We start from the raw sequence: 25,436 nt of genomic DNA, 5'->3' as shown, positions 1-25,436 counted from the left end.
CCGTGACCTTCAGCGATGACCACCAGTTGGTTCTCGACCTGATCGAAGACATTCCCGACTTTCCCAAGCCGGGTGTGGTGTTCAAAGACATCACGCCGCTGCTGGCCTCGCCCAAGGGCCTGCGGGCGGCCATCAACGCACTGGTCGCGTTGGCGCCGCCCGACATCGACGTGGTGGTGGGCATGGAGGCGCGCGGGTTCATTCTGGCCGCGCCCGTGGCGCTCGAACTGGGGGCGGGCTTCGTGCCCGTGCGCAAGCCCGGCAAGCTGCCCGGTGAGCTGTACAGCGAGCAGTTCTCGCTCGAGTACGGCCACGAGACGCTCACCGTGAAGACGGACGCCGTGCTGCCGGGCGCCCGCGTGCTGGTGATCGACGACGTGCTGGCCACCGGCGGCACCGTGGGCGCCACAGCCGCTCTGGTGCACCGGTTGGGTGCCGACCTGGTGCACGTGGCGGTATTGATGGAGCTCGGCTTCTTGCCGGGCCGCGAGAAGCTCGCCGAGTTGGGCATCCACAACTACTCGGCCGTCGTCACCGTCTGAGCCGCACTGCTGAGCGCGGCCCGGTGAGGGGGCGGAGATCGCTCGTCATTGCGGCGGACGCCGCAATCTCGGCGTTGTGCGGTGCGTGCGGGTGAGATCCCGGCGTTCGCCGGCATGACGGCGTGCCGTGCCTCCCGGGGTCGAAGATCACTCCTCAGGGGTCCCGGTGCGGGGCGAGCCCGTCGGTGACCGGGACGACGGCCGTCGGGCGCAGGCCGCTGGCGACGGGGCTCTGTCGTGGCGGCAGTATGATGCAGACCTGCCGAAGGGGAGCGGGTTGACTGAGAGCGTGCATGGGCCGTACGGGGCAGGTAACGGCCTGCCGGGTGAACCGCGCGCGCTGAGCCAGCCGGGCAACGCTGCCGAGCAGCCGCGCATGCGCATGCGGCACGCACTCGCCCGGCTCGGAGCCCCCAAGAACTCGCAGGCGGCCGTGCTGGATCCGTTGGTGAAGACCCTGCGGTCGAATCATGCGCGGGCCGACATCGCCGTCATCGAGCGCGCGTACCGCACCGCCGAGCACTACCACGCCGGCCAGACCCGCAAGAGCGGCGACCCCTACATCACCCACCCACTGGCGGTCGCGACGATTCTGGCCGAACTGGGCATGACCGAAACGACGTTGTGCGCCGCGCTGCTGCACGACACGGTCGAAGACACCTCGTACACGATGGCGCAGCTGACCGCCGACTTCGGCCAAGAGGTCGCCACCATGGTCGACGGGGTGACGAAGCTCGACAAGGTCACCTACGGCGAGTCGGCCAAGGCCGAGACCCTGCGCAAGATGGTGCTCGCGATGAGCCGCGACATCAGGGTGCTGGTGATCAAGCTGGCCGACCGGCTGCACAACATGCGCACCCTGGGCTTTCTGCGTCAAGACAAACAGGCCGTCATCGCCAACGACACGCTCGAGATCTTCGCCCCGCTGGCCCACCGACTGGGCATGAACGCCATCAAGTGGGAACTCGAAGATCTCGCGTTCGCCACCCTGCACCCGAAGATCTACGACGAGATCGTGCGCATGGTGGCCGCTCGTGCGCCGCTGCGTGAGAACTACCTGCGTCAGGTGATCGACCAGGTGAAGGACGACCTGGCCGAGGCCCGCATCAAGGCCACGGTGTACGGCCGTCCGAAGCACTACTACTCGATCTACCAGAAAATGGTGGTGCGCGGCCGCGACTTCTTCGAGATCTACGATCTGGTCGGCCTGCGCATTCTGGTGGACGCGCAGCGCGACTGCTACGGCGCCCTCGGTGTGCTGCATGCGCGCTGGAACCCGCTGCCCGGCCGGTTCAAGGACTACATCGCGATGCCGAAGTTCAACCTCTACCAGTCGCTGCACACCACCGTGCTGGGGCCGGACAGCAAGCCGGTGGAGTTTCAGATTCGCACCCACGAAATGCACCGCCAGGCCGAATACGGTGTGGCCGCGCACTGGAAGTACAAAGAGGGCAAGGCACCCAGCTCGGGCAACGACCTGTCCTGGGTGCGGCAGATCACCGAATGGCAGCGCGAAACCGAAGACCCGGCCGATTTTCTCGACACCCTGCGCTTCGAGATCAACACCACCGAGGTTTTCGTGTTCACCCCCAAGGGCGACGTCATCTCGTTGCCGGCCGGTTCGACGCCGGTCGACTTCGCCTACGCGGTGCACACCGAGGTGGGTCACCGCACCATCGGTGCCCGGGTGAACCAGCGCCTGGTGCCACTTGAGTACCAGTTGAACAACGGTGACCAGGTCGAGGTGCTCACGTCGAAGTCACCCAATGCCGGGCCCAGCCGCGACTGGCTGAACTTCGTGGCCAGCCCCAGGGCCCGCACCAAGATTCGCCAGTACTTCATGCGCGAGCGACGTGAAGAGTCCATCGAGCAGGGCAAAGAGGCGCTGGCCAAGCGACTGCGCCGTACGGGCCTGCCCGTGCACCGGCTGCTGTCGGCCGAGCATGTCGCGGCTCTGGCCAGGCATTTCCGGGTGGCCGACGTCACCGCCCTGTACGCCGCGATCGGCGAGGGAACGGTCAGCGCACAGACCGTGGTCGAACGGTTGATCGCCGCCGAAGGCGGCGCCGAAGAGGCCGCCGAGGCTAGCGTCGAAGACCACTCGACGATCACCACCACCCCTCGGCGCCGGGCCAGTCGACGCAGCGACGACGTCGGGGTCGTGGTCGAGGGGCACACGGATCTGCGGGTCAAGCTGGCGAAATGCTGCATGCCGGTGCCGGGCGACGACATCATCGGATTCATCACGCGCGAAGAGGGCGTCTCGGTACATCGCGCCGACTGCACCAACGCCGAGAACCTGCGGCAGAAGCCCGACCGACTGGTGCAGGTGAACTGGGCGACGCCGTCCGCCGATTCGAGTTTTTTGGTGGCGCTGCACGTGGAGGGTCTCGATCGGGCCGGACTGCTGTCGGACGTGAGCCGGGTGATGACCGAGCATCACTCCAACATTTTGTCGATGTCGGCCACCACCAACAAGGACCGCGTGTTCACCATGCGGCTGCAGTTCGAAACCCCCGACCCGACGCACCTGGCGTCGCTGACCAACGCGCTCAAGCGCATTCCCGGCGTGTACGAGGCCAACCGCGTCAAGAACTGACCGGCGCCGGGCGTCCCTCGAGACCTTCGGGTTCGGGGTTGCTCGGGCCCACCCAACAAGGCGTCTCGATCGAAGCCGACCCAACGGGGTGGTTGATCGAAGATGCGGGTGAAGTTACAGTCCCGGGAGCGACGAAGAGGTCGCAACACCCCAAGGAGGCAGTATGCCCAAACATTCGCACACCCACCCTGCCCAACTGGCGGGCCGAGCCACGGGAGTTCTGGCGGTCGCGGTGGCCGCCCTGTTGGCGTCGACCGTCTCGGGCGCGTCAATGGCGCAGGTACGGGTCGCCGACCGGCCGGTCACGCTGACCGCCGAGTCGGTGAACACCCCCGAGGTTGCGGGCTACGACATCAACACCAAGGGTCGGGCGCGCAACGTCATCTTCATTCAGGGCGACGGCATGGGCGTGGCCCACCGCGAGCTGCTCAGGCTGGCGCTGAAGGGCCAGAACGGCGACCTGGTGATGAACAAGATGCAGGTCACCGGCCTGGTGCACACCGACTCGGCCGACACCGCACAGGCCGTCACCGACTCGGCGGCCGCAGCCACCGCCTACGCCACGGGCGTGCGCAGTTACAACGGCGCGATCGGCGTCGACGTCAACGGCAAGCCGGTGACCAACCTGCTGGAGCGGGCCCGGGCCGCCGGCAAGTCCACCGGACTGGTCACCACCGCCCAGGTGACCGACGCCTCGCCCGGCGCGTTCTCGGCGCACGTGGCCAACCGGTCGGACCAGAGCGAGATCGCGCGCCAGATCATCGAACAGAGCCGCGTCGACGTGGTGCTCGGCGGCGGTGAGGACTGGTGGTACCCGGCCGGCAACCCCGGCGCCTGGCCCGACAACCCGCCGACCGACCCCACCGAGCAGAGCAAGGGCACCAAGGGCAACCTGGTCGATCGCGCCAAGCAGTTGAAGTACCAGTACGTCACCAACGCCGCCGAACTCGGCAAGGTGAACAAGGGCAAGGTGCTCGGCCTGTTCGCCAACGAAGAGATGTTCGAATACCACAACGAGGGTGAAGGCGACCTGTACGACCCCTCGGTGCGGCTGCCCGTGATGGCCACGAAGGCGATCGACCTGCTGTCGCGCGATCGTGACGGCTTCTTCCTGTTCATCGAAGAAGAGGGCATCGACGAGATGGCGCACCACAGCAACGCCAAGCTCATGATCAAGGCCGGAGCCGAACTCGACCGTACGGTCAAGATCGCGCTCGACTTCGCGGCCCGCACGCCGGGCACCCTCGTGCTGGTGGTCGGTGACCACGAGACCGGCGGGCTGGCCATCGAGAACGTCGACCCGAACGACGAGAACGGCTCGGGCGAGCAGTCCGAAGACACCGTTGCGATCGCCCACTCGAACCTGAAGATGGTGGCCGACTGGACCACCAACGGTCACACCGGGGCTGCCACCCCGGTGACGGCTTCGGGCCCGGGGGCGCAGCGCCTGGCCGGCTTCATCAAGAACACCCAGGTGCACGACGCGGTGCTGAAGGCGATGGGCTTCAGACGCTGACCTGAGCCCGAACGGTCCGGCCCGCCACCACGGTGGGCCGGACCGTTCGTTGCATGAGTCGGACGTGCGGGGTGCGGTTTTCGTCATTGCGGCGGACGCCGCAATCTCTCATGGGGCGCCCTGTCGTCGAGGGCGCCGTCGATCAACGGCTGAAGTCGGCGAGCGTCTCGCGGGCCTGGTCGAGCCAACTCTGGTACGTGGCGATCGAGTCGCGGGCCTTGTCGGCGGCCTTCTTGTCGCCGCGGGCCTCGGCCTTGGTGATCTTCTCGCTGAGCTTGTCGATCTCGCTGCTGAGCATCGCCACCGTCTCTTCGGCGCGGGCCCGGGCCTCGGGGTCGGTGCGCTTCCACTCGGCGTCTTCGGCCTGCCTGACCGCCGTCTCGAGTGCCCTCACGCGATTGTCGAGGCCACGAATCGACTCGCGGGGTACCTTGCCCAAGGCGTTGAACTGCTCCAGGAAGGTTCTGAAGGCGTTGCGCGACGCGTCCAGGTCGGTGACCGGCACGATCTCGGCCTCGGCTTTGGCCAACAGGGCTTCTTTGGCGTCGAGGTTGGCCTTGAACTCCTCGTCCTGCTGCGACAGCGTCGACTGACGCGCGTTGAAGAACGTGTCCTGCAGCCCGCGGAACTCGGCCCACAGGGCGTCGTCCACCTCGCGCGGGGCAGACCCGGCGGCCTTCCAGCGCGTCATCAGGTCGCGGAACGCGCCGGCGGTGGGCCCCCAGTCGGTCGATTCGGCCAGTGGACGGGCCTCGGCGATGATCTGTTCCTTGAGCTGCCGGGCGCCTTCACGCTTTTCGGCCTGCTCGGCGAACTGCGCCTTGCGGCGCCGGGTGTAGGTGGTGCGCGCGGTCGAGAACCGGTGCCATAAGGCGTCGTCGGTGGCCCGATCGATGCGGGGGAGCGCCTTCCATTCGTCGAGCAGCGACCGGAACCGGTTCACGCCACCGCGCCAGTCGTTGCTCAGCGCCAACTGCTCGGCTTCGGCGACCATGCCTTCTTTGGTGGCCTTCGTGGCCTCGGCCTGCTTGGCGCGCTCGGCACGGCGTTCGGCCGAGGCCTGGGCCAGCACGGGTGCCAGCGCCTGCAGCCGGGTGGTGAGGCCGTCCAGATCGCCGACCGCGTTGGCGCCGGTGACGTTGCCGGTGACGGTGTTGATGCTGTGCCGGGCTTCGTCGGGTGACAGGGCTCCGGAGGCGATGCGGCGTTCCAGCAGACTGACCTCGAGATCCAGCGCCTCGAACCGCCGGGTGTAGAACGCCAGCGCCTCGGCTTCGGTGACATCGGGTATCTGGCCGACGCTGCGTTCGCCCTCGGCGGTGCGGACGTAGACGGTGCCGTCGGGGTCAACGCGGCCGAAATCAGCCGGGCTGGAAGAAGTCATGGCGACCATCTTGCCTCATGACCGCCGGTTTGTGGATCGTGCCCGGCGAGTCGGCCGATAGGCTGGCCCGCGTGTTTCTGGCCAGTTTTCCCAGCGGCCCGTGGCAGGCGAACTGCTATGTGGCCGCCACCGCGGCCGGTCGTGACTGCGTGATCGTCGATCCCGGGGTGGGTGCGGCCGACGGTCTGCGCCGTCTGGTGAGCGCACACGACCTGACCCCGGCCGGGGTGTTGCTGACCCACGGACACATCGATCATGTCGCCTCGGCCGCAGAGTTGGCCGACGAGTATGGCGTGCCCGCGTGGATTCACGTGGCCGACCGCGAACTGCTCACCGACCCGGCGGCCGGGCTCGGGCCCGAGGTTGCGCCGCTGCTGGCGCAACTGATCGGCGACCAGCCGCTGGCCGAGCCCGCCGACCTGCGACTGTTCGACGAGGGCGTGGACGTGGCCGGACTGAGCTTCGAGGTGATTCATGCGCCGGGGCATCGTCCGGGTTGTGTGATGCTGCGAACCGGGCTGGCGGGCAACGATCGCGCCGACCAGGTGGTGTTCACCGGCGACGTGTTGTTCGCGGGATCGATCGGCCGCACCGACCTGCCCGGGGGCGATCACGCGGTGATGCTCGACACGCTGCGCGGCCCGGTGCTCGGCCTGTCTGACACCTCCGCGCTGTTGCCGGGGCACGGGCCGCAGAGCCTGATGGCGGCCGAGCGGTCGTCCAACCCGTACCTGCAAGCCGACTATCTAGGTGGAATCCGATGAGCCGTCCCAAGCCGCTGAGCGGCTTTCCCGAGTTTCTGCCCGAGGGGCGCATCGTCGAACAGCGGGTGCTCGCGTCGTTGGCGCAGACGTTCGAACTGCACGGGTTCGGGTCCATCGAGACCAGGGCGCTCGAACCGATGGCGCAACTGGCGCGCAAGGGCGAGATCGACAAAGAGATCTACGTGGTGCAGCGGCTGCAGTCGGTGCGCGCGGGCATCGCCGACCGTGACGAACTGGGCCTGCACTTCGACCTGACCGTGCCGTTCGCCCGCTACGTGCTCGAGAACTCGGGGCACCTGAGCTTTCCGTTTCGCCGCTACCAGATTCAGAAGGTGTGGCGTGGCGAGCGTCCGCAAGAGGGCCGGTATCGCGAGTTCCTGCAGGCCGACATCGATGTGGTGGGCCAGGACGCGCTGGCCGCGCACCACGACGTCGAGGTGGCGTTGGTGATTCTCGAGGCGCTGGAGCGGCTGCACACAGACTTCGGCGTACCGCCGGTGCTGATGCGGGTGAACAACCGCAAGCTGGCCGAGGGCTTCTACCGCGGGCTGGGCATCGACGATCACCTGGCCGTGCTGCAGCGGGTCGACAAGCTCGACAAGATCGGGCCGGCGGCGGTCGCCGACCTGCTCACCGGTGAACTCGGGTTGAGCGACCAGGTGGCGGCCAAATGTCTCGAACTCGCGACGATCTCGGCCGCCGACGAGTCGTTCGTGGAGCGGGTTCGGGCGTTGGGCGTCGAGAACGAACTGCTGGACGAGGGGCTGGCCCAGTTGGCCGACCTGGTGGCCGCGGCGGCCGCCGCGGTGCCCGGGCGACTGGTGGCCGACCTCAAGATCGCCCGCGGGCTCGACTACTACACCGGCACCGTCTACGAAACCGAGATGACGGGCTTCGAGCACCTCGGCTCGATCTGTTCGGGGGGGCGTTACGACTCGTTGGCGTCCGACGGCCGCACCGGCTACCCCGGCGTCGGGCTGTCGATCGGGGTGACCCGCATTCTGGTGCCGCTCATCTCAAAGGGGGCGCTGACCGCGTCCAGGACGGTGCCGAGCTGCGTGCTGGTGGCCGTGGACGCAGAGGAGACCCGGGCCGACGCCGTGGCGATCGCGGCGAAGCTGCGCGCTCGGGGCATCGCCACCGAGGTGGCGCCCAGGGCCGACCGGTTCGGCAAGCAGATCCGCTACGCCGACCGGCGGGGCATTCCGTTCGTCTGGTTCAGCTCGAACGAGGTGAAAGACATCCGCTCCGGCGAGCAGGTGCCGGCCGATCCCGACTCATGGACGCCGCCCGAGGGCGATCGTCGTCCGGGGGTCAGCGGGGGTTGAGATCCCGGCGTGCGCCGTGGGAGTTCGTCATCCCAGCGAAACGCTGGGATCTCTGCCCGTTCGCCTATGCCTCCACATCAAACTCTTTGGCGTAGTGGGCGGCGTATTTCAGGTAGTCGTCGCCCCACCTCACGGTGTTGGCGTCGCCGCCCGATCGGGCGACCTCGAAGCGGTCGAGGTAGTACTGCCAACCGGGTCCGACATCGGTGACCACGGCGGGGTCGTCCACCAGTTGGGCGAACGCAAGAGTGGTGACGCCGTCGGCTTCGCTGAGCCCCAGATCGAGGGTCCAGACCTCGGCCGGATCATCGTGCACGCTGTGCAGCCGCAACCGTGTGGGTGGCTCGCACACCTCGATGGCGTAGGTGGCCACGGGCGAGCCCTCTTCGGCCGTCCACTCGATCTGCACCGTGCCGCTCGCGGGGTCGCCGGTCCAGCGGCCGAACCAGCGGTTGAGTCGTTCGGGGTCGACGATCGAGTCCCAGACGTCGGCGATCGGGGCGGTGAAGCTGCGGTGGAACACCAGGTAGGTGGTGCCGTCACGGTATTCGCGAAAACCGGTGGTCATGCTGTCTCCTTGGTTGGGCTGGCGGTTTCGGGGGCCGAACGGCGCTCGCGCACGGTGCGCCGCACCTCGAGGGCGAGCGCGTCGAGAGTGTGTTCGGCGAAGGGCGCGCGGACGGCGAGCGTGGCCAGGTAGGCGTTGAGCGGTTCCAACCCGCGTCGGCGCAGGGCGTAGCGGGTCTCCCGCCCCGACGGGGTCGCGGTGACCAGGCCCGCCGCGCCGAGCAGGCGCAGGTGCTTGCTCACGGCCGGCCGCGAGACTGGCAGCTCGGCGGCCAGGTCGACCACCCGCATGGGCCCGGCGCTCAACCTGGCCAGCAGGTCACGTCGCACCGGGTCGGCCAGTGCCGCGAACACGTCCATGGGAAAATGGTAACCATATGGTTACTAGTTGAGTCAAGCGATGTGTTCGTACAAATGTACGAATCAGGTCTATGCTGGCTACCATGACGACGGACTTCCAGGCATCGTTGTTCACCAGCGCGGCGGTCGAGGTGCCGTCCCTTCAGGGCCTGGTGCGCCGGGTGACGCTCAGCGACGGCGCCTGGGTCGACGTCGCGCGCGGCTGGGTCAGGGGCGCCGATCAGGTGTTTCCGCGGCTGGTGCACGACATTCCGTGGCACGCCGAGCGTCGCGAAATGTACGACCGGGTGGTCGACGTGCCCCGGCTACTGCATCAGTACGGCATCGGCGACGAGTTGCCGCACGCGGCGCTGACCGCCGCCCGCAACGAGTTAAACCGCCACTACGCGGCCGAACTGGGCGAAGAGTTCGTCACCGCGGGGTGCTGCTACTACCGCGACGGACGTGACTCGGTGGCCTGGCACGGCGACCGCATCGGCCGTAGCCGCACCGAAGACACCATGGTCGCCATCGTGTCGTTCGGAGCGCCGCGGCAGCTGTCTTTGCGCCCCAACGGCGGTCAGGTGCACAGCAGCCACCCACTCGGCCACGGCGACCTGATCGTGATGGGCGGCTCGTGCCAGCGCACCTGGGAACACGCGATCCTGAAGACCGCCAAGGCGGTCGGCCCCCGCATCAGCGTCCAGTTCCGGCCCTTCAACGTTTTCTAGTCCCCACCACTCCCTCCGTCCCGCACAGACGGTGCACTCACGCACCGAGTCTGGATGGGTGGGTGTCGTGACCGAATCAAGCATGTCGTGGAAAGCGGAGTACGACTGGGGAGGATCAAAGCGGCTGGGGAGCGATGCCCGGGGCAGGTTGGTGGGCGTCGGAAGATCGGCAGGACGCGCCAGCGTCCGGGCGATCTGGAGGTGGGCGGCTCGGGCATCGCTCCCAGACGCGGCACCCGAGTCAGCCACGCACGTCCCCGGCGAAGGCGTTTCGACGGCCGGTCGTGTGGCCTCTAGACTCGAACGAGTGTCCCGCACCGTCTATGCGGGAACAGAGAAAGGAACATCGCCATGCTGCGCACCCACGAGGCCGGATCCCTGCGTGCCTCCGACATCGGCACCGACGTCACCCTCACCGGCTGGGTCGGCCGCCGCCGAGACCATGGCGGTGTCGCCTTCATCGATCTACGCGACGCCTCGGGCGTCGTTCAGGTCGTCGTCCGCGACGAGGTGCTGGCCGCGTCCGGCGCCCATGAACTGCGCAACGAGTACTGCATCAAGGTCGACGGCGTGGTCGAGGCCCGTCCCGAGGGCAACGCCAACCCCGACCTGCCCACCGGTGAGGTCGAGGTGGCGATTCGCGAACTCGAGGTGCTGAACCCGTCCGCGCCGTTGCCGTTTCAGATCGACGAGGGGGTGACCGTGGGCGAAGAGGCGCGGTTGAAGTACCGCTACCTCGACCTGCGCCGGCCGGCTCCGGCCAAGGCGATCCGGCTGCGCTCCAAGGTGAACGCCGCCGCCCGCCGGGTGCTGGACGCGCGCGACTTCGTCGAGATCGAGACCCCGACGATGACCCGCAGCACCCCCGAGGGCGCCCGCGACTTCATCGTGCCCGCACGGCTCGCGCCCGGCTCGTGGTACGCGCTGCCGCAGTCGCCGCAGTTGTTCAAGCAGCTGCTGATGGTGGCCGGCATGGAGCGCTACTACCAGATCGCCCGCTGCTACCGCGACGAGGACTTCCGCGCCGACCGGCAGCCCGAGTTCACCCAGCTCGACATCGAGATGAGCTTCGTGACCCAGGAGGACGTGATCGAGCTCGGCGAGGCCCTGGCCAAGGAGATCTGGGCCTTGATCGGCGTCGACCTGCCCACCCCGTTCCCGCGGCTGACCTTCGCCGAAGCGATGGACCGGTACGGCTCCGACAAGCCCGACCTGCGTTTCGAGGTGCCGCTGACCGACCTGACGGCGTTCTTCGCCGACACCCCGTTCCGGGTCTTCCAGGCGCCGTACGTGGGCGCGGTGGTGATGCCGGGTGGGGCGTCCCAGCCGCGGCGCACCTTCGACGCCTGGCAGGAGTGGGCCAAGCAGCGCGGTGCCCGCGGGCTGGCCTACGTCACGATCGCCGACGACGGCGAACTGGGCGGCCCGGTCAGCAAGAACATCTCCGAGGCCGAGCGCGAAGGGCTGGCTGCGGCGGTGGGTGCGAACCCGGGTGACTGCGTGTTCTTCGCCGCCGGCGCCAAGACCGCTTCGCAGAACCTGCTGGGTGCCGCCCGCAACGAGATCGCCAAACGCTGCGACCTCGTTGACGACGACGCCTGGTCGTTCCTGTGGGTGGTGGACGCGCCGCTGTTCAAGCCCACCGGCGAGGCCGTCGCCGAGGGCGACGTCGCGGTCGGCGCCGGCGCGTGGACGGCCGTCCATCACGCGTTCACCTCGCCGCAGGATCTGGACACCTTCGACACCGACCCCGGTAACGCGCTGGCGTGGGCCTACGACATGATCTGCAACGGCAACGAGATCGGCGGAGGCTCGATCCGTATTCACCGCCGCGACGTTCAAGAGCGGGTCTTCGCAGTGATGGGTCTGGGGCAGGACGAGGCGCAGGAGAAGTTCGGCTTTCTGCTCGACGCGTTCAAGTTCGGCGCGCCCCCGCACGGTGGCATCGCCTTCGGCTGGGACCGCATCGTGGCCCTGCTGTCGAAGTCGGATTCGATTCGCGACGTGATCGCCTTTCCCAAGAGCGGCGGCGGTTACGACCCGTTGACCGGCGCTCCGGCCCCCATCACGCAGGCCCAGCGCAAGGAGGCCGGCGTGGACGCCAAGCCCGCCGCACCGGCTGCCGTGTCGCAGGGCTAGGCACGATCGCGGCGGAGGGGGATCTGAGGTGCCGACCCCGACGCTCGTCGTCCGGGGTTTGCTGAGGCTGACGGTTCGTCATCCCGGGCTTGCCGAGGCTGACGGTTCGTCATCCCGGGCTTGCCCCGGGTATCTCGAATGGCACGATTGCGGAGACCCCGGGTGGCGGCAGATCCCGGCGTCTGCCGGGATGACCGGCACCTGATTGTCGATCAGCCCGCGCAGCCACGGCGACGCAGAAGGGCCGCCCGAACGATCGGGCGGCCCTTCGTTTGCTGGAAGCGTCAGCGCAGGTCGTCGCCGTTGTGCACGTCGCTGTCGGCCAGCAGGCCGTACAGCTTGCGCTTGGTCTCGGCCAGCAACTGACTGGCGCGCTCCTGCTGGGCCTGGCTGCCGTTGCGGGTCAGTTCCTGGGCGGCCATGGCCAGCCCGCGGAACTCGCTCCACATCGCCTTCATCGCCTCGGGGTGCAGCGGCGCGTTCTCGGCGTTGAAGGTCTCCCACGGCTTCTGGCCGATCTCGCCGGCGGCGGACTGACCCGCCTCGGTGAGCCGGTAGGCCTTGGTGCCCTCGTTGTCGAACTGCTCGATCAGACCCTCGTCTTCGAGCTGGGCCAGCGCCGGGTAGATCGCGCCGGGGGACGGCTTCCAACCGCCCTCGGTGTGCTCGGCCAGCTTCTGGATCATCTGGTAGCCGTTGAGCGGCTCATCTGCCAGCAGGGCCAGCACGGCCTGCCGAACGTCGCCGCGCCGGGCCCGGCCGCGTCCGCCACGACGACCGCCGGGGCCGCCGAACGGACCCATCGGGCCACCGAAGCCGGGGCCGCCGAAGGGGAAGCCGGGGCCGAAGCCGCCGCGGTTGTGGCCTTCGCCGAACGCACCGCGCTGCGGGCGTCCGTGATGTCCGCGACTCTGGCGCGGACCGTTCTCGTTGAACGTGTTGTCGTTCCTCATGATCGGAACTCCTTTCGTAAGTCTTACGTTGCATCAACGATATATCGAGACTGTTCGGAACGCAAGTGCTGTCGAAAACTGCGCGCCCGTGCGGGCCAACACGGCGTGTCGCGGTGGTTTGAGCTCACGGGCGCGCAGTTTTCGGACGCATCGTCCTGCGCCCGTAGACTCGGCGCGGTGGAAGACCTGTTCGGCAACGACGACGCTCCGGCGGTGAACCTGGGGGGCGGCTCGCTGAGCATGTCGAGGGCCGATGCTCCGCTCGCGGTGCGCATGCGGCCGCGCACTGTCGACGAGATCGTCGGGCAGCAGCATCTGCTCAAGGCCGGATCGCCGCTGCGCAGGCTGGCCGAGGGCGACGCGGCGATGTCGGTGTTTTTGTGGGGGCCGCCCGGTGTCGGCAAGACCACCATCGCCGCCGTGGTGTCGCAGACGGGCAATCGCCGGTTCGTCGAGATCTCGGCGGTGACCGCCGGCGTCAAAGAGGTGCGTGCCGAACTCGACGTGGCCCGCCGAGAACTCGCCCGAGGTCGCTCGACGGTGCTGTTCGTCGACGAGGTACACCGGTTCAACAAGGCGCAACAAGACGTACTGCTGCCGGCGGTCGAGAATCGCCTGGTCACGCTGATCGCTGCGACCACCGAGAACCCGTCGTTCTCGGTGATCGCACCCCTGCTGTCGCGTTCGCTGCTGCTGACCCTCAAACCGCTCACCGACGCCGACCTGGGTGTGCTGCTCGACCGGGCGCTCACCGACGAACGCGGACTGGGCGGACGGGTCACCCTGAGTGCCGAGGGACGCGCCGACCTGCTGCGGCTCGCCGGGGGCGACGCCCGTCGGCTGCTCACCTATCTGGAAGAGTCGGCGGCCGGAGCCAGTGCCGACGGCGCCACCGACATCACTCCCGACCAGATCAGCCGGGCGGTCGATCGGGCGGCCGTCCGCTACGACAGGGACGGCGATCAGCACTACGACGTGATCAGCGCCTTCATCAAGTCGCTGCGGGGCTCTGATGTGCAGGCGGCGCTGCATTGGTTCGCGCGCATGCTCGAGGCCGGCGAAGACCCGCGGTTCATCGCTCGTCGGCTGGTGATTCTAGCCAGTGAAGACATCGGGCTCGCGGCGCCCCAGGTGCTGCAGACCTGCGTCGCGGCAGCCCAGGCCGTTCAGTTGATCGGCATGCCCGAGGCTCGGCTCAACTTGGCCCAGGCGGTGATCACCTGTGCGTTGGCCCCCAAGTCGAACGCCGTCATCATGGCCGTCGATGGAGCACTCGCCGACGTTCGCGCCGGCCGCATCGGGCAGGTGCCTGCGCACCTTCGCGACGCGCACTACGCGGGTGCCAAGGCGCTCGGCCACGGCAAGGGCTACCAGTACGCGCACGATCATCCGCACGGCGTGGCCGCCCAGCAGTACCTGCCTGATGAGTTGATCGACGCCCGCTACTACGTGCCCACCGATCACGGCGCCGAGGCCGGTATGGCCGCACGCATGGCCACTCTCGACGACTTGTTGGGACGGCCCGCGACTTGATTCAGTCGTTGGGCTGCTCGGCGACCTCGTCCCCACGGCGTGTGTGATCCATCGCCTCGGTTGCGTCTGTTGACGCTCCGCTTGAGTGTCGCGATCTGCGGTCGATATTCGTCGAGGCTTGAGCTCGCCACCCCATTGGGCGAACACTGATCCCGCTGGTTGAGCGTGTCGAAACCCCTTGCCACGACGGGTCTCGACGAGCCCGACCACCGATGATCGATGTTTCCTTCGAGCCTTCCCTTGCAGGTCCCGGTTGGGTTCGGGTCTCGACGGCGCGACCATCGGTGGGTTTGATGACCCCATGACGAGCTTCGTGTCACACACCTCGGTCGACTGCGCCAACGCTTATGAGTTGTCGGAGTTCTGGCGTGGGGTGCTGGGTTATTCGATGGTGCCCGACGACCCCAACGAGCCAGGTCATGAGGAGTGCCTGATCCTCGATGCTGACACCGGGCATTCGGTGCTGTTCATCGAGGTGCCCGAGCCCAAGGCGGTGAAGAACCGGCTGCACTTCGACCTGCGGCCGCGCGCGGGCAGCCGCGACGCAGAGGTCGAGCGCGTGCTGGCGTTGGGCGCCACCCAGGTGGCGGACCTTCGCAGGTCGGACGGTGGCGGCTGGGTGGTGCTCGCCGATCCGGAAGGCAACGAGTTCTGCATGCTGCGCTCATTGGACGAGGCGGCGCAGCCGTCATGAGGATCAGCGCCGACCAGGCACTCGCATGGCGGCTGCAACGGCACTTTCTGACCGGTGCCCGCGCCGACCGCGTCGATCAGGTCGTCGAGCGGCTGATCGCCGTGCCGGCCACGCCGACCGGTTCGGGCGACCCCGAGCTGTCGATTCGGGTACGGCTCGAACCCGACCCCGGCGCGGGAATGGTCGCGGCCGCCCTCGCCGACGGACGGCTGATCAAGACATTCAGCTTTCGGGGTGCCACGCATCTGATGACCCCGGAGCAGGCGGCCGTTCACCTGGCCGTGCGCTGCGCCGGCCGGCAGTGGGAACTGACGAGCTGGCGCACTCACTACCGACTTCAGCCGGACGACTGGCCCGCGTTGCGAGCCGTCGTGCGCGAGCGGGCGTGCAGCCCGGCGACCTGGGCCGAGCTGGCCGAGGCGGTCGCCGCTGAGCCCCGGTTCGCGCATCTCGAACCCGAGTTCACCGGTGAGAACTGGACTCTGCTGAAGCCCTTCATGTGGCAGGGCGACCTGTGCTTCGGGCCGTCCGTCGACCGGGTGGTCACCTTTCAGGCTCTGGCGTCGAACCCGCACTGGCCGGGGCTGATGCCCTTGCGCGAGGCGGGCCCGCGGGCCGTGCTCGCCTACCTCGACGGCTACGGTCCGGCCACGGCGGCGCACCTGCAGTACTGGCTGGGCGGGGGCCTGAGCGGTGGCCGGCGGCGCATCGACGGGTGGCTCGACCAGGTGCGTCCACAGTTGACCGAGGTGCACGTCGACGGTCGGCCCGCCCTGGTGGGTAGCGAACACCTGGACGAGCTGCGAGCGACGGCCACGGACCCGAGGACGCTGCTGCTGCCCGGCTACGACCAATGGGTGGTCGGCGCGGGGACCGCCGATGAGTCGATCGTGCCGCCGGCGCTGCGTCCGGCCGCCACCAAGGGCGTCGGCCTGGTGCTCGTGGGCGGCCGAGCGGTAGGCACCTGGAAGCGCTCGAAAGCCGGCATCGAGGTCGATTGGGGAGGCGATGGCGAGGCGCCCATCGACGCGTTGCGGGTCGCCGGTGAGCGGCTGGGGGCGGCGAAGGTGACAGTGGCCGCGTAAGAGTCATTGGCGAGAATGCCGGCCGACGGTCGTGCGTGGACACCCGGCGCCTCGACGCCCTGCTCGGACGCGGTACTGCTTCGGTCAGCGCAGGTAATCGAGTTCGCCGAACGCGGCCCGGTAGTCGGCCAGCAGGGCCGAAGCGACCGCCGCCGAGTCGACCAGCGGGTGGTGCGTCAGCGCCAGCCGGGCAGCGGCCGCAGAGCCGGTGGTGGCGGCCTCGATCGTCCACCGTTCGACCTGCTTCACGGTGGTCATCAGCCCGCGGGCGTGGGCGGGCAGCGGTGACTGGGGCAACGGTTGCACGCCCGAGCCGTCCACGCGGCAGGGGGCCTCGATCACCGCGTCGTCGGGCAGTTCAGCGAGCCGCGCGGCGTTGGGCGTGTTGAGAACCAGGGTGGACGGCTCGTCGCGCGCGATGGCTCGCATGATCGCGAGTGCGACCCCTTCGTACCCGCCGCTGACGAGATCGGTTTCGGCCCGCTCGAACCCGCCGGCCGCCGCCCGATTGGCGGCGCCGTAGGTCTGTTCGCGCTCCAGCCGGGTGGCGTTCCACGCGTCCAGGGCCGAGGACGGGTCGGCGGGGCAGCAGGAGTAGAAGCGGGCCTGCTGCTCGGCCAGAAACGCTCCGCGTCCCGATCCGCCGGCCGCCAGTGCCTCGCGCCGATAGTAGAACCAGTGCAGGTACTCGTTGGGCAGGGCACCCAGATCGCCGATCAACTCGGCGCCGAACAGCCGTCCCTCTTCGATCGACGCCAGCCTCGCGGGGTCGGCGATCAGTTCGGGCAGCCGGTCGACGCCCTCGTGCTGCAGGCCGGTGAGCCAGCCCAGGTGGTTCAGCCCGACGTAGTCGATCTGGGTGCGGGCGGGATCGAGGGCCAGGGCGTCGATGGCGCGCCGGGCCAGGGCGATGGGGGAGTCGCAGATGCCGACCACCCGCGGGTGCACCGCTGACAGGGCTTCGGTGACCATGCCGGCCGGGTTGGTGAAGTTGATCAACCAGGCACCGGGGGCCACCTCGGCGACGGTGCGGGCCAGGCGCAGCGACGCCGGAATGCTGCGCAGCGCGTAGCTGATGCCCCCCGCGCCCATCGTCTCTTGCCCGATCACGCCGTGCTGGGCGGCGATGCGCTCGTCGAGCACGCGGCCGGCGGTGCCGCCGGTTCGCATGGCCGAGAACACGAAGTCGGCGCCGGCCAAGGCCTCGGCAGGGTCGGTGGACGTGCGGTGGCGCAGTTCGGTGTCAGGTCGGCTCTGGGCGGTCAGCACCCGGTCGATCACGGCCAGCCGGTCGGGGTCGGTGTCGAAGAGCACGACCTCGTCGATCAGGTCGTCGGCCAGCAGTGCGGCGTGCACCAGCGGCACCCGAAATCCGCCGCCGCCGACGATGGTGAGCTTCACGTGCCCAGCCTTTCGGGTCGGTGGCGTTGTCTTCAAGCTCCAGCCGCGTCAGGTCGGGTGTCGGCGGATGAGCCGGAAAGGGGACGGTTCTACATCTGGCTCATTTCAGATCCGGATCAAGAGAACCGTTCCCTGACCCAGAGCAAGAACCGTCCCCTGAACCAAACGAGAACCGTCCCCTGAACCAGAAGTAGAACCGTCCCCTGAGCCAGAGGTAGAACCGTCCCCTGATCCGGATCACACCTTGCGGGGGGTTCGGACCCGAGGCTCGGCATGCCACGATCGGGTGCATGACCAGTATTCTGTGGCTGCGCCGTGACCTGCGCCGGGCCGACCATCCGGCCTTGGCCGCCGCGCACGCCGACGGCGAGGTGCTGCCGGTGTTCTTGCTCGACCCGGCCATCTACGACTCGGCGGGGCCGGTGCGGCAGGCCTGGCTGGCCAGAACCCTGCGCGCGCTCGACGACAGCTACGACGGACGGCTGTGCCTGCGCCACGGCAAGCCCGAACACATCATTGCTGCGCTGGCGAAAGAAGTCGGGGCCACGTCCGTCCATGTGAGCACCGAGACCGAACCCGACGGCGCCGCCCGCGACGCCCGCGTGCGAGCAGCGCTGGCCAACGACGGTGTCGGCTGGGTCGAAACCGGCAGTCCCTACGCCGTCACCCCCGGCCGTGTACGCAACGCCCAAGGCGACCCCTACCGCGTCTTCACACCGTTCTCACGGGCCTGGCGCGAGCACGGCTGGCGCGGGCCGTCCCTCGAACCCAAGGGCCTCACCTTCGCTCACGCCGAGTCGGACGACACCGCCTGGGCCACCCTCGACGACGCCGCCACCGCCGACGGACTGCCCGACCTGCCCGAACCGGGGGAGCAGGCTGCGATGCAGCGCTGGCACGACTTTCTGGACGACGGTCTAGCCCACTACGCCGCCGACCGCGACCGTCCGGACCGCGACGGCACGTCAAGGCTCTCGCCCTACCTGAAGTTCGGTGTGGTGCACCCGCGCACGCTGCTGGCCGATCTCGTCGGCCGAAGCGCCAAGGGCGCCGACCGCTACGGCACCGAGCTGGCCTGGCGCGAGTTCTACGCCGACGTGCTGCACCACAACCCCGACTCGTTGTGGCACGACCTGCGCGGCGACCTCGGAGCGATGGCCTACGACGACGACCCCGACCTGATCGAGGCCTGGCGGCAGGGTCGCACGGGCTACCCGTTCGTCGACGCGGGTTTGCGCCAACTGCTGGCCATGGGCTGGATGCACAACCGAGTGCGCATGGTCACCGCCAGCTTTCTTGCCAAAGACCTTCACGTGTGGTGGCCGGCCGGTGCCAAACACTTCTTGAACCACCTGATCGACGGCGACCTTGCGTCCAACAACCACGGCTGGCAGTGGGTGGCCGGCACCGGCACCGACGCCGCGCCCTACTTCAGGGTGTTCAACCCCGTCACCCAGGGCCAGAAGTTCGACCCCGACGGTAGCTACGTGCGCCGCTGGGTGCCCGAACTGCGGCATCTGGACGGTGCCGACGCCCACGAACCCTGGCAGCAACCGGACGGCTACGCCCACGACTACCCGCAGCGCATCGTCGACCACGCCGAACAGCGCCGCGAGGCCCTCGACCGGCTGGCGGCCGCCAAGGCCGGCTGAGCCACCCGCCGTCCGGGTGGAATGCCGTGGCGGCACGTGCGTTAGGCTGCGTGGAGCACCCGTCAACAACGTGAAGGAACCACCATGTCCGTTGGAGAGATCGCCGGCCTGATCGCAGCCATCGCAGCTGTGGCTCTGGTGGCCTTCTGCGCGGTTCCATTGCTGAAACTGGGCCGGGTGCTCGAAGAACTGCGCCTGGCCGTGCGCGACATCGGCCACAGCTCGGTGCCGATTCTGCACGAGCTCAAGGGCACCGTCACGGCCACCAACGACGAGCTCGGCAAGCTCAGCGTGGTCACAGAAGACGTCTCGAAGGTCAGCCGCAACGCTGTCGTGGTCAGCGAGAACGCCTCGCAGCTGTCGACGCTGTTCACCGCCACCCTGGGCGGCCCGCTGGTCAAGACCGCCGCGTTCACCCACGGCGTGCGGCAGGCGATCAAGGGCACGCGAAAGGCGAAGAGCTGATGGGCCGCCGACTGTTTTGGTTCGCGGTCGGCGTCGGCGTCACCGCTGTTCTGGTCATCAAGGGCCGCGAACTCTACGAGCGCTTCACGCCCAAGGGCGTCACCGAGCAGGTCGAGAAAACCGCCAAGAGCGCGCAAAACTGGGTGACCGACTTCATCGACACCATGACCAACGCCATGGACGAGCGCGAAGCCGAACTGCGTGAGGCTCTGAGCCTGGACGCCGAAAACCTCGGCGTTCAGGAGAGCTCCCGCACCTGACCAACCCGCCGGCGCGCGCCGGCACCTTTCGATCGGACAACCACATCATGAAAACCGCCGACGTCCGGCGTCGCTACCTCGATTTCTTCACGCGCAACGGCCACACCGAGGTGCCGTCGGCGCCCCTGGTCTACAACGACCCCACCCTGCTGTTCGTCAACGCCGGCATGGTGCCCTTCAAGCCGTACTTCACCGGCGCCGAAGACCCGCCGTTCAAACGCGCCGTGAGCGTGCAGAAGTGCGTGCGCACCCTCGACATCGAAGAGGTCGGCAAGACCACCCGGCACGGCACGTTCTTTCAGATGAACGGCAACTTCGCCTTCGGCGACTACTTCAAGGCCGGCGCCATCGAGTACGCCTGGGAGCTGGTCACCGGCAGCCAGGCCGACGGCAACTACGGCTTCGACCCCGACAAGGTCTGGGTGACGGTCTACCTCGATGACGACGAGGCGGCGGCGCTCTGGCGCGGGGTGGGCGTGCCCGACGAGCGCATCCAGCGGCGCGGGCTCAAAGACAACTACTGGCACATGGGCATTCCCGGCCCCGGCGGGCCGTGCTCCGAGATCTACATCGACCGCGGCCCGGCGTTCGGCCCCGACGGCGGCCCGATCGTCGACGAAGACCGCTTTCTCGAGATCTGGAACCTGGTGTTTCAGACCGAGGAACTGTCGGCCGTGCGCGCCAAGGACGACTTCGACGTTCTGGGCCCGCTACCGAGCAAGAACATTGACACCGGCATGGGCCTGGAGCGCACCGCGCTGCTGCTGCAAGACGTGTCCAACATGTACGAGATCGACGAGATCTTTCCGGTGATCACCGCCGCGGCCGAGATGGCGGGCACCCGCTACGGCCGCGACCAGCAAGACGACATCAGGCTGCGCGTGGTCGGCGACCACGTGCGTTCGGCGCTGATGCTGATGACCGACGGCGTCACCCCCGGCAACGAGGCCCGCGGCTACGTGCTGCGCCGGCTGCTGCGCCGCTCGATTCGCTCGATGCGGCTGCTCGGCGTGCACGACCCGGTGTTGCCCACCCTGCTGCCGATCAGCAAGGGCCTGATGGAGGTGTCGTACCCCGAGGTCGCGGCGCAGTGGCAGCGCGTGTCGCAGTCGGCCTACGGCGAAGAGGACGCCTTCCGCCGCACGCTCGCCTCAGGCACCCAGATCTTCGACGTCGCGGTCGCGGCGGCCCAGCGTGAGAACAGCTCGGTGCTGGCCGGCGACAAGGCCTTTCAGTTGCACGACACCTACGGGTTCCCCATCGACCTGACGCTCGAGATGGCGTCCGAGGCGGGGCTTGAGGTCGACCAGCAGCAGTTCCGCACCCTGATGCAAGAGCAGAAAGACCGGGCCAAGGCCGACGCCCGCGCCAAGAAAGGCGGTGCGGTCAACGTCGAGGCGTACCGCACGCTGCGGTCGTCCGGCGAGACGCCGTTTCTGGGCTTCACCGAGCTGACCGTCGAGTCGCCGGTGCGCGGCATCGTCGCCGACGGGCGGCTGGTCGACGTCGCCCGTCCCGGTGACGTGGTCGAGGTGGTGCTCGACGAGACCCCGTTCTACGCCGAAGCCGGCGGGCAGGACGCCGACCAGGGCGTCATCACCGCCAACGGTCTCGAACTGGACGTGCTCGACGTGCAGCGGCCCATTCAGGGCCTGGTGGTGCACAAGGTGCTGGTCAACGAGGGCGAACTGACTCCTGGCCAGTCGGTCATCGCCCAGGTGGACGCGCCCGGACGGTTCGCAGCGAGTCAGGCGCACACGTCGACCCACATCGTGAACGCGGCCCTGCGGCAGATGCTCGGCCAGGGCACCCACCAGGCGGGTTCGTACAACAAGCCCGGCTACCTGCGGTTCGACTTCAACGCCAGCCAGGCGCTGTCGCCGGCGATGCGCAGCGAACTCGAAGGCATCGTGAACGCGGCCATTCGCGACGACTTCGCGGTCACCGATCGTGAGCTGCCGCTGGACGAGGCCAAGGCGCTGGGCGCGCAGGCCATGTTCGGCGAGAAGTACGGCAACGTGGTGCGCATGGTCGAGCTGGCCGGGCCGTGGTCGCGTGAACTCTGCGGCGGCACCCACGTGCGCAGCACCGCGCAGATCGGGCTGGTCAATCTGCTGGGCGAGCAGTCGGTCGGCTCGGGCATCCGCCGGGTCGAGGCCTTGGTGAGCGCCGACGCGTTCGCAAAGTTCGCGGCCGAGCGGGCGCTGGTGGCGGGGCTGGCCGACACCCTCAAGACCCAGCCCGAGCAACTGCCCGACCGGGTCGAGAAGCTGCTGGCCCAGCTGAAGGCGGCCGAGAAGCAGATCGAGCAGTACCGCAGCAAAGAACTGCTGGCGGGCGCGGGTGGTCTGGCGGCGAAGGTGACCGATGCGGGCGGCGTCCGGTTGGTGGCCGAGCAGGTTTCGGGAGTCTCGGGCGGTGATCTGCGGACGCTGGCGCTCGAGGTGCGTTCAGCGCTGGGTGGCGAGCCGGCAGTGGTGGCGCTGGTGGGCGGCGGCGACAAGCCGGTGCTCGCGGTGGCCACCAACGAGGCGGCGCGCGCCAAGGGCGCCAAGGCCGGCCAGTTGGTCGGTGTCGGCGCGGTCGAACTCGGCGGACGCGGCGGCGGCAAGGACGACTTCGCCCAAGGCGGCGGCAGCAACGCCGCAGGGGCTGCGGCCGCGCTGAACGCGATTCGCACGGCAGTGGCCGCCCTTTGAGCGGGGACGCCTCTTCGGCAGCGGAATCGTCGCCCGAGTCAGGTGCCGCGGAGCGGGGGGCACCCCGTCCCGCCCCGGTCAGCCTCCCCGGCTCCGCAAGCTCCGCCGGGGAGTTGACCGTCGCCCGACCACACCCTGACGGGGTGCCCCCCGCTCCGCTTCAGGCTCACGAACTTGCGGATGGGCCTCGGTCTTCCCACGTCATCCCGGCGGACGCCGGGATCTCCGAGTCGCAGGGTGAGCCGGAATCGGGGACGGTTCTCGTTCCCGCTCACCCTGCAGCCGTCATCCCGGCGGACGCCGGGATCTCTCAACCGGAACCCGAACAGCCCACGTTTCGCCGGGGCGTCCGGCTTGCGCTCGACTGGGGTAAGGCGCGCATCGGGGTGGCCGCCTGCGACCCGGACGGCACGCTGGCCTACCCGGTCGAGACCGTCCAGACCCATCAGGCGGCCCGACGACTGCCGCAGCTACTGACCGAGTACGAACCCTTCGAGGTGATCGTCGGCCTGCCCCGAACCCTGGCCGGCGACGAAGGACCCGCGGCCGCCTACGTGCGCGCCCAGGTGGCCCCACTGATCGCGGCGACCCCCGCAGTCGGCTGGCGGTTCAGCGACGAAAGACTGACCACCGTGGACGCCGGCCGACGGCTACGCAGTGCCGGACGAGACGCCAAGCGCCAGCGCGCCGTCATCGACCAGGCGGCGGCCGTGGCAATCTTGGAGCAGGCGTTGGCCACCGAACGTGCCACGGGAGCCGCTCCGGGCGAGCCGGCGTGACGAGTAGAGGATTGTGATGGCGAAGCTGTTCCGCGAACTGCGAGACCCCGAAACGGGTCGCTGGCTGCCCAAGGAGGTCTGGTACCGGGTGCGCGGCGCGGTGGCGGTGCTGCTCTCGCTGGCCGTGCTGCTCGGCGGCGGGTGGTTCGTCTACGGCAAGGTGCACGACGCCTACATCGCGTTCCGCACGGTCGACGACTACATCGACCCCGAGGGCCTCGCCGACGTCGTGGTCGAGATTCCGCAGGGCGCCACCACCAACTCGATCGCCGAGATTCTGGTCGCGGCAGACGTGGTCAAGACCGCGAAGGCGTTCAAATCGGCCGCTGCCAGCGAGCCCGACGTGATCAAGATTCAGTACGGCCTGTACAAGCTGCGCACCCAGATTCCGGCCAAGACCGCGATCGAGATGCTGCTCGACCCGAGCAATCAGATCAAAAACCAGTTCCAGATCAGCGAGGGCCTGCGGCTCTCGCAGGTGCTCACCTCGCTGGCCTCGAGCACCAAGGTGTCAGAGAAGGACTTCAAGGCGGCCCTGAAGAACCGCAAGCAGTTCAACCTGCCGAGCTGGATCGGGCCCAGCAACGAAGGCTTCATCTTTCCCGACACCTACAACCTGCCGCTCAAGCCCAACGCGGTCAACGTGCTGAAGCTGCCGATCAATCAGTTCACGACCACCCTGGACGACCTGGCGTTCGAAGACCGCGCCAAGGCCCTGGGGTACAAGCCCTACGACGTGCTGATCGTGGCCAGCATCATCGAACGCGAGGTGTTTCGTTCAGAAGACCGGGCCAAGGTTGCCCGGGTGTTCTACAACCGGCTGAAGAAGGGCATGCCGTTGCAGTCCGACGCCACCGTGGCCTACGCGGTGAAGAAGACCGGCACGATCTGGACCACGGCCGCCGAGCGCAAGAACAAGTCGCCCTACAACACCTACCTGCACAAGGGCCTGCCGCCCGGCCCCATCACGGCCCCGGCCAAGGCCGCCCTCGAAGCGGCGGTGAACCCCGAAGAGGGCGACTGGCTGTACTTCGTGCCGGTCAACCTCGACACCGGCGAGACCAAGTTCACCAACAACTACGACGATCACCTCAAGGCGCTCGCCGAGTTGAAGGCCTGGTGCCTGCAGTCGGCCGAGAACAAGAAGAAGTGCTCGTGACCCAAGGGCCCAAGCCCCGTGCCGCGGTTCTCGGCTCACCGATCGAGCATTCGCTCTCACCGGTCATTCACCTCGCCGCCTACGCCCACCTCGGTCTCGACTGGGGCTACGAGCGGGTCGAGTTGCAACCCGCAGGGTTCGTCGGTTTCGTCGACGCCTTGGACGACACCTGGCGCGGCCTGAGCGTGACCATGCCGCTGAAGGAGCAGGCAGCCGTGTGCGGCGTGCCCGACGCGGACGTGAGCCTCACCGGTGCCGCGAACACCGTGGTGCCCGGGCTTGTGCGCCACGTGTACAACACCGACATCGTGGGCCTGATGGACGCACTGAGGGTCGAGGGCCTGCACGAGTCGAACGTCGCCACCATCATCGGCAACGGGGCGACCGCCCGATCGGCAGCGGTTGCGTTGGCGCGCAGCGGCGTCCGCGTGATTGAGGTGCAGGGCCGCAACCCCGACCGGTTGGCCGAGTTTCGCGACTGGGCCGAGCACGCCTGCGACGTGGAGGTGCAGCCGCGCAGCCTGGGCGCGCCGCTCGACCCGGCCAGCGACGTGCTCATTTCGACAACCCCGTCTGCAGCCCTGCAGGGGCGGCTCGACACCCTCGCCATCGAGTTGTGCCCGGCCCTGCGCGGCGTGTTCGATGTGATCTATCACCCCTGGCCGACGCCGTTGGCGCAGCGGGCGAGCGAGGCGGGGCTGACCATGCTGAGCGGGCTCGACCTGCTGGTGCACCAGGCCCGGCATCAGGTGCGGCTGTTCACAGGCATGGATGTGCCGGTCGAGGTGTTGATGTCTGCCGTACGGGCAGAACTCGAACGCCGCGGCGCCGCGTGAAACACTCCGAA

General features: G+C 68.5%; 22 protein-coding genes. 17 read left to right on the top strand and 5 right to left on the bottom strand.

Annotated features, from left to right (window positions below; translation table 11 throughout):
- Positions 1–2: 2 nt before the first annotated feature.
- The 3 genes from MPLG2_RS06765 to MPLG2_RS06755 all read left to right on the top strand — a co-directional run bounded on the left by MPLG2_RS06765 (position 3) and on the right by MPLG2_RS06755 (position 4,657).
- A complete protein-coding gene (locus tag MPLG2_RS06765; RefSeq protein WP_105185467.1) occupies positions 3–542 on the top strand; it encodes an adenine phosphoribosyltransferase in 540 nt (179 codons plus the stop codon).
- 376 nt (positions 543–918) lie between these two features.
- The gene (locus tag MPLG2_RS06760) at positions 919–3,141 is read left to right on the top strand and encodes a RelA/SpoT family protein (RefSeq protein WP_408632061.1); all 2,223 of its coding nucleotides are present in this window, start codon (positions 919–921) and stop codon (positions 3,139–3,141) included.
- Between the two features lie 163 nt (positions 3,142–3,304).
- The gene (locus tag MPLG2_RS06755; protein ID WP_105185466.1) at positions 3,305–4,657 is read left to right on the top strand and encodes an alkaline phosphatase; all 1,353 of its coding nucleotides are present in this window, start codon (positions 3,305–3,307) and stop codon (positions 4,655–4,657) included.
- Positions 4,658–4,799: 142 nt separating this feature from the next.
- Here the strand turns inward: MPLG2_RS06755 and MPLG2_RS06750 are convergent, their stop codons facing one another.
- Positions 4,800–6,050 (bottom strand): DUF349 domain-containing protein, encoded by a 1,251-nt coding sequence (locus tag MPLG2_RS06750; protein ID WP_105185465.1) that lies wholly within the window; start codon positions 6,048–6,050, stop codon positions 4,800–4,802.
- 8 nt (positions 6,051–6,058) lie between these two features.
- Here MPLG2_RS06750 and MPLG2_RS06745 point away from each other — a divergent pair, with 8 nt between their 5' ends.
- Positions 6,059–6,805 carry an MBL fold metallo-hydrolase gene (locus tag MPLG2_RS06745; protein WP_231935886.1) on the top strand — a complete coding sequence of 249 codons (747 nt, stop codon included), beginning with the start codon at positions 6,059–6,061 and terminating at the stop codon, positions 6,803–6,805.
- Positions 6,802–8,133, top strand: coding sequence for a histidine--tRNA ligase (gene hisS / locus MPLG2_RS06740; protein WP_105185464.1), 1,332 nt, complete (start codon positions 6,802–6,804; stop codon positions 8,131–8,133). Before MPLG2_RS06745 ends, hisS begins: the two co-directional genes overlap by 4 nt.
- A gap of 64 nt (positions 8,134–8,197) precedes the next feature.
- On the opposite strand, the gene MPLG2_RS06735 is transcribed toward hisS, so the two are convergent.
- Positions 8,198–8,701 carry an SRPBCC domain-containing protein gene (locus MPLG2_RS06735; protein ID WP_105185463.1) on the bottom strand — a complete coding sequence of 168 codons (504 nt, stop codon included), beginning with the start codon at positions 8,699–8,701 and terminating at the stop codon, positions 8,198–8,200.
- Positions 8,698–9,060: an ArsR/SmtB family transcription factor gene (locus MPLG2_RS06730; RefSeq protein WP_105185462.1), complete on the bottom strand. Its 363-nt coding sequence runs from the start codon at positions 9,058–9,060 to the stop codon at positions 8,698–8,700. The genes MPLG2_RS06735 and MPLG2_RS06730 overlap by 4 nt, the downstream gene beginning before the upstream one ends.
- Before the next feature lie 83 nt (positions 9,061–9,143).
- Between MPLG2_RS06730 and MPLG2_RS06725 the strand changes: the two genes are divergently transcribed.
- Together MPLG2_RS06725 and aspS are read left to right on the top strand one after the other, a co-directional pair.
- The gene (locus MPLG2_RS06725) at positions 9,144–9,770 is read left to right on the top strand and encodes an alpha-ketoglutarate-dependent dioxygenase AlkB (RefSeq protein WP_105185461.1); all 627 of its coding nucleotides are present in this window, start codon (positions 9,144–9,146) and stop codon (positions 9,768–9,770) included.
- A 351-nt stretch (positions 9,771–10,121) separates the two neighbouring features.
- Positions 10,122–11,909 (top strand): aspartate--tRNA ligase, encoded by a 1,788-nt coding sequence (gene aspS, locus MPLG2_RS06720; RefSeq protein ID WP_105185460.1) that lies wholly within the window; start codon positions 10,122–10,124, stop codon positions 11,907–11,909.
- A gap of 284 nt (positions 11,910–12,193) precedes the next feature.
- Here the strand turns inward: aspS and MPLG2_RS06715 are convergent, their stop codons facing one another.
- The gene (locus tag MPLG2_RS06715) at positions 12,194–12,862 is read right to left on the bottom strand and encodes a PadR family transcriptional regulator (RefSeq protein ID WP_105185459.1); all 669 of its coding nucleotides are present in this window, start codon (positions 12,860–12,862) and stop codon (positions 12,194–12,196) included.
- A gap of 177 nt (positions 12,863–13,039) precedes the next feature.
- On the opposite strand from MPLG2_RS06715, the gene MPLG2_RS06710 reads away from it, so the two are divergent.
- From MPLG2_RS06710 to MPLG2_RS06700, 3 genes are all read left to right on the top strand, one after another.
- Positions 13,040–14,395, top strand: coding sequence for a replication-associated recombination protein A (locus MPLG2_RS06710; RefSeq protein ID WP_408632050.1), 1,356 nt, complete (start codon positions 13,040–13,042; stop codon positions 14,393–14,395).
- A 301-nt stretch (positions 14,396–14,696) separates the two neighbouring features.
- Positions 14,697–15,089, top strand: coding sequence for a VOC family protein (locus tag MPLG2_RS06705; RefSeq protein WP_105187523.1), 393 nt, complete (start codon positions 14,697–14,699; stop codon positions 15,087–15,089).
- Positions 15,086–16,174 (top strand): DNA glycosylase AlkZ-like family protein, encoded by a 1,089-nt coding sequence (locus tag MPLG2_RS06700; RefSeq protein ID WP_105185458.1) that lies wholly within the window; start codon positions 15,086–15,088, stop codon positions 16,172–16,174. The genes MPLG2_RS06705 and MPLG2_RS06700 overlap by 4 nt, the downstream gene beginning before the upstream one ends.
- A gap of 84 nt (positions 16,175–16,258) precedes the next feature.
- Here the strand turns inward: MPLG2_RS06700 and MPLG2_RS06695 are convergent, their stop codons facing one another.
- Entirely contained in the window at positions 16,259–17,575 is a 1,317-nt protein-coding gene (locus tag MPLG2_RS06695; protein WP_105185457.1) for a family 4 glycosyl hydrolase, read from the bottom strand.
- A gap of 290 nt (positions 17,576–17,865) precedes the next feature.
- Between MPLG2_RS06695 and MPLG2_RS06690 the strand changes: the two genes are divergently transcribed.
- From MPLG2_RS06690 to MPLG2_RS18360, 7 genes are all read left to right on the top strand, one after another.
- Positions 17,866–19,227, top strand: coding sequence for a cryptochrome/photolyase family protein (locus MPLG2_RS06690; RefSeq protein ID WP_105185456.1), 1,362 nt, complete (start codon positions 17,866–17,868; stop codon positions 19,225–19,227).
- Positions 19,228–19,311: 84 nt separating this feature from the next.
- The gene (locus tag MPLG2_RS06685) at positions 19,312–19,692 is read left to right on the top strand and encodes a DUF948 domain-containing protein (protein WP_173909609.1); all 381 of its coding nucleotides are present in this window, start codon (positions 19,312–19,314) and stop codon (positions 19,690–19,692) included.
- Positions 19,692–19,952 carry a hypothetical protein gene (locus tag MPLG2_RS18820; protein ID WP_173909608.1) on the top strand — a complete coding sequence of 87 codons (261 nt, stop codon included), beginning with the start codon at positions 19,692–19,694 and terminating at the stop codon, positions 19,950–19,952. The genes MPLG2_RS06685 and MPLG2_RS18820 overlap by 1 nt, the downstream gene beginning before the upstream one ends.
- Positions 19,953–19,999: 47 nt before the next feature.
- Positions 20,000–22,651 (top strand): alanine--tRNA ligase, encoded by a 2,652-nt coding sequence (gene alaS / locus MPLG2_RS06680; protein WP_105185455.1) that lies wholly within the window; start codon positions 20,000–20,002, stop codon positions 22,649–22,651.
- Between the two features lie 305 nt (positions 22,652–22,956).
- Positions 22,957–23,430 carry a Holliday junction resolvase RuvX gene (gene ruvX, locus MPLG2_RS06675; RefSeq protein ID WP_105187522.1) on the top strand — a complete coding sequence of 158 codons (474 nt, stop codon included), beginning with the start codon at positions 22,957–22,959 and terminating at the stop codon, positions 23,428–23,430.
- Positions 23,431–23,446: 16 nt separating this feature from the next.
- Entirely contained in the window at positions 23,447–24,589 is a 1,143-nt protein-coding gene (gene mltG, locus MPLG2_RS06670) for an endolytic transglycosylase MltG (protein WP_105185454.1), read from the top strand.
- Entirely contained in the window at positions 24,586–25,425 is an 840-nt protein-coding gene (locus MPLG2_RS18360) for a shikimate dehydrogenase (RefSeq protein WP_158680930.1), read from the top strand. The genes mltG and MPLG2_RS18360 overlap by 4 nt, the downstream gene beginning before the upstream one ends.
- Positions 25,426–25,436 lie beyond the last annotated feature (11 nt).

Source organism: Micropruina glycogenica, assembly GCF_900289045.1.
In the GTDB taxonomy this organism is placed as follows: domain Bacteria; phylum Actinomycetota; class Actinomycetes; order Propionibacteriales; family Propionibacteriaceae; genus Micropruina; species Micropruina glycogenica.
This window is presented reverse-complemented; position numbering and strand designations above follow the sequence as displayed.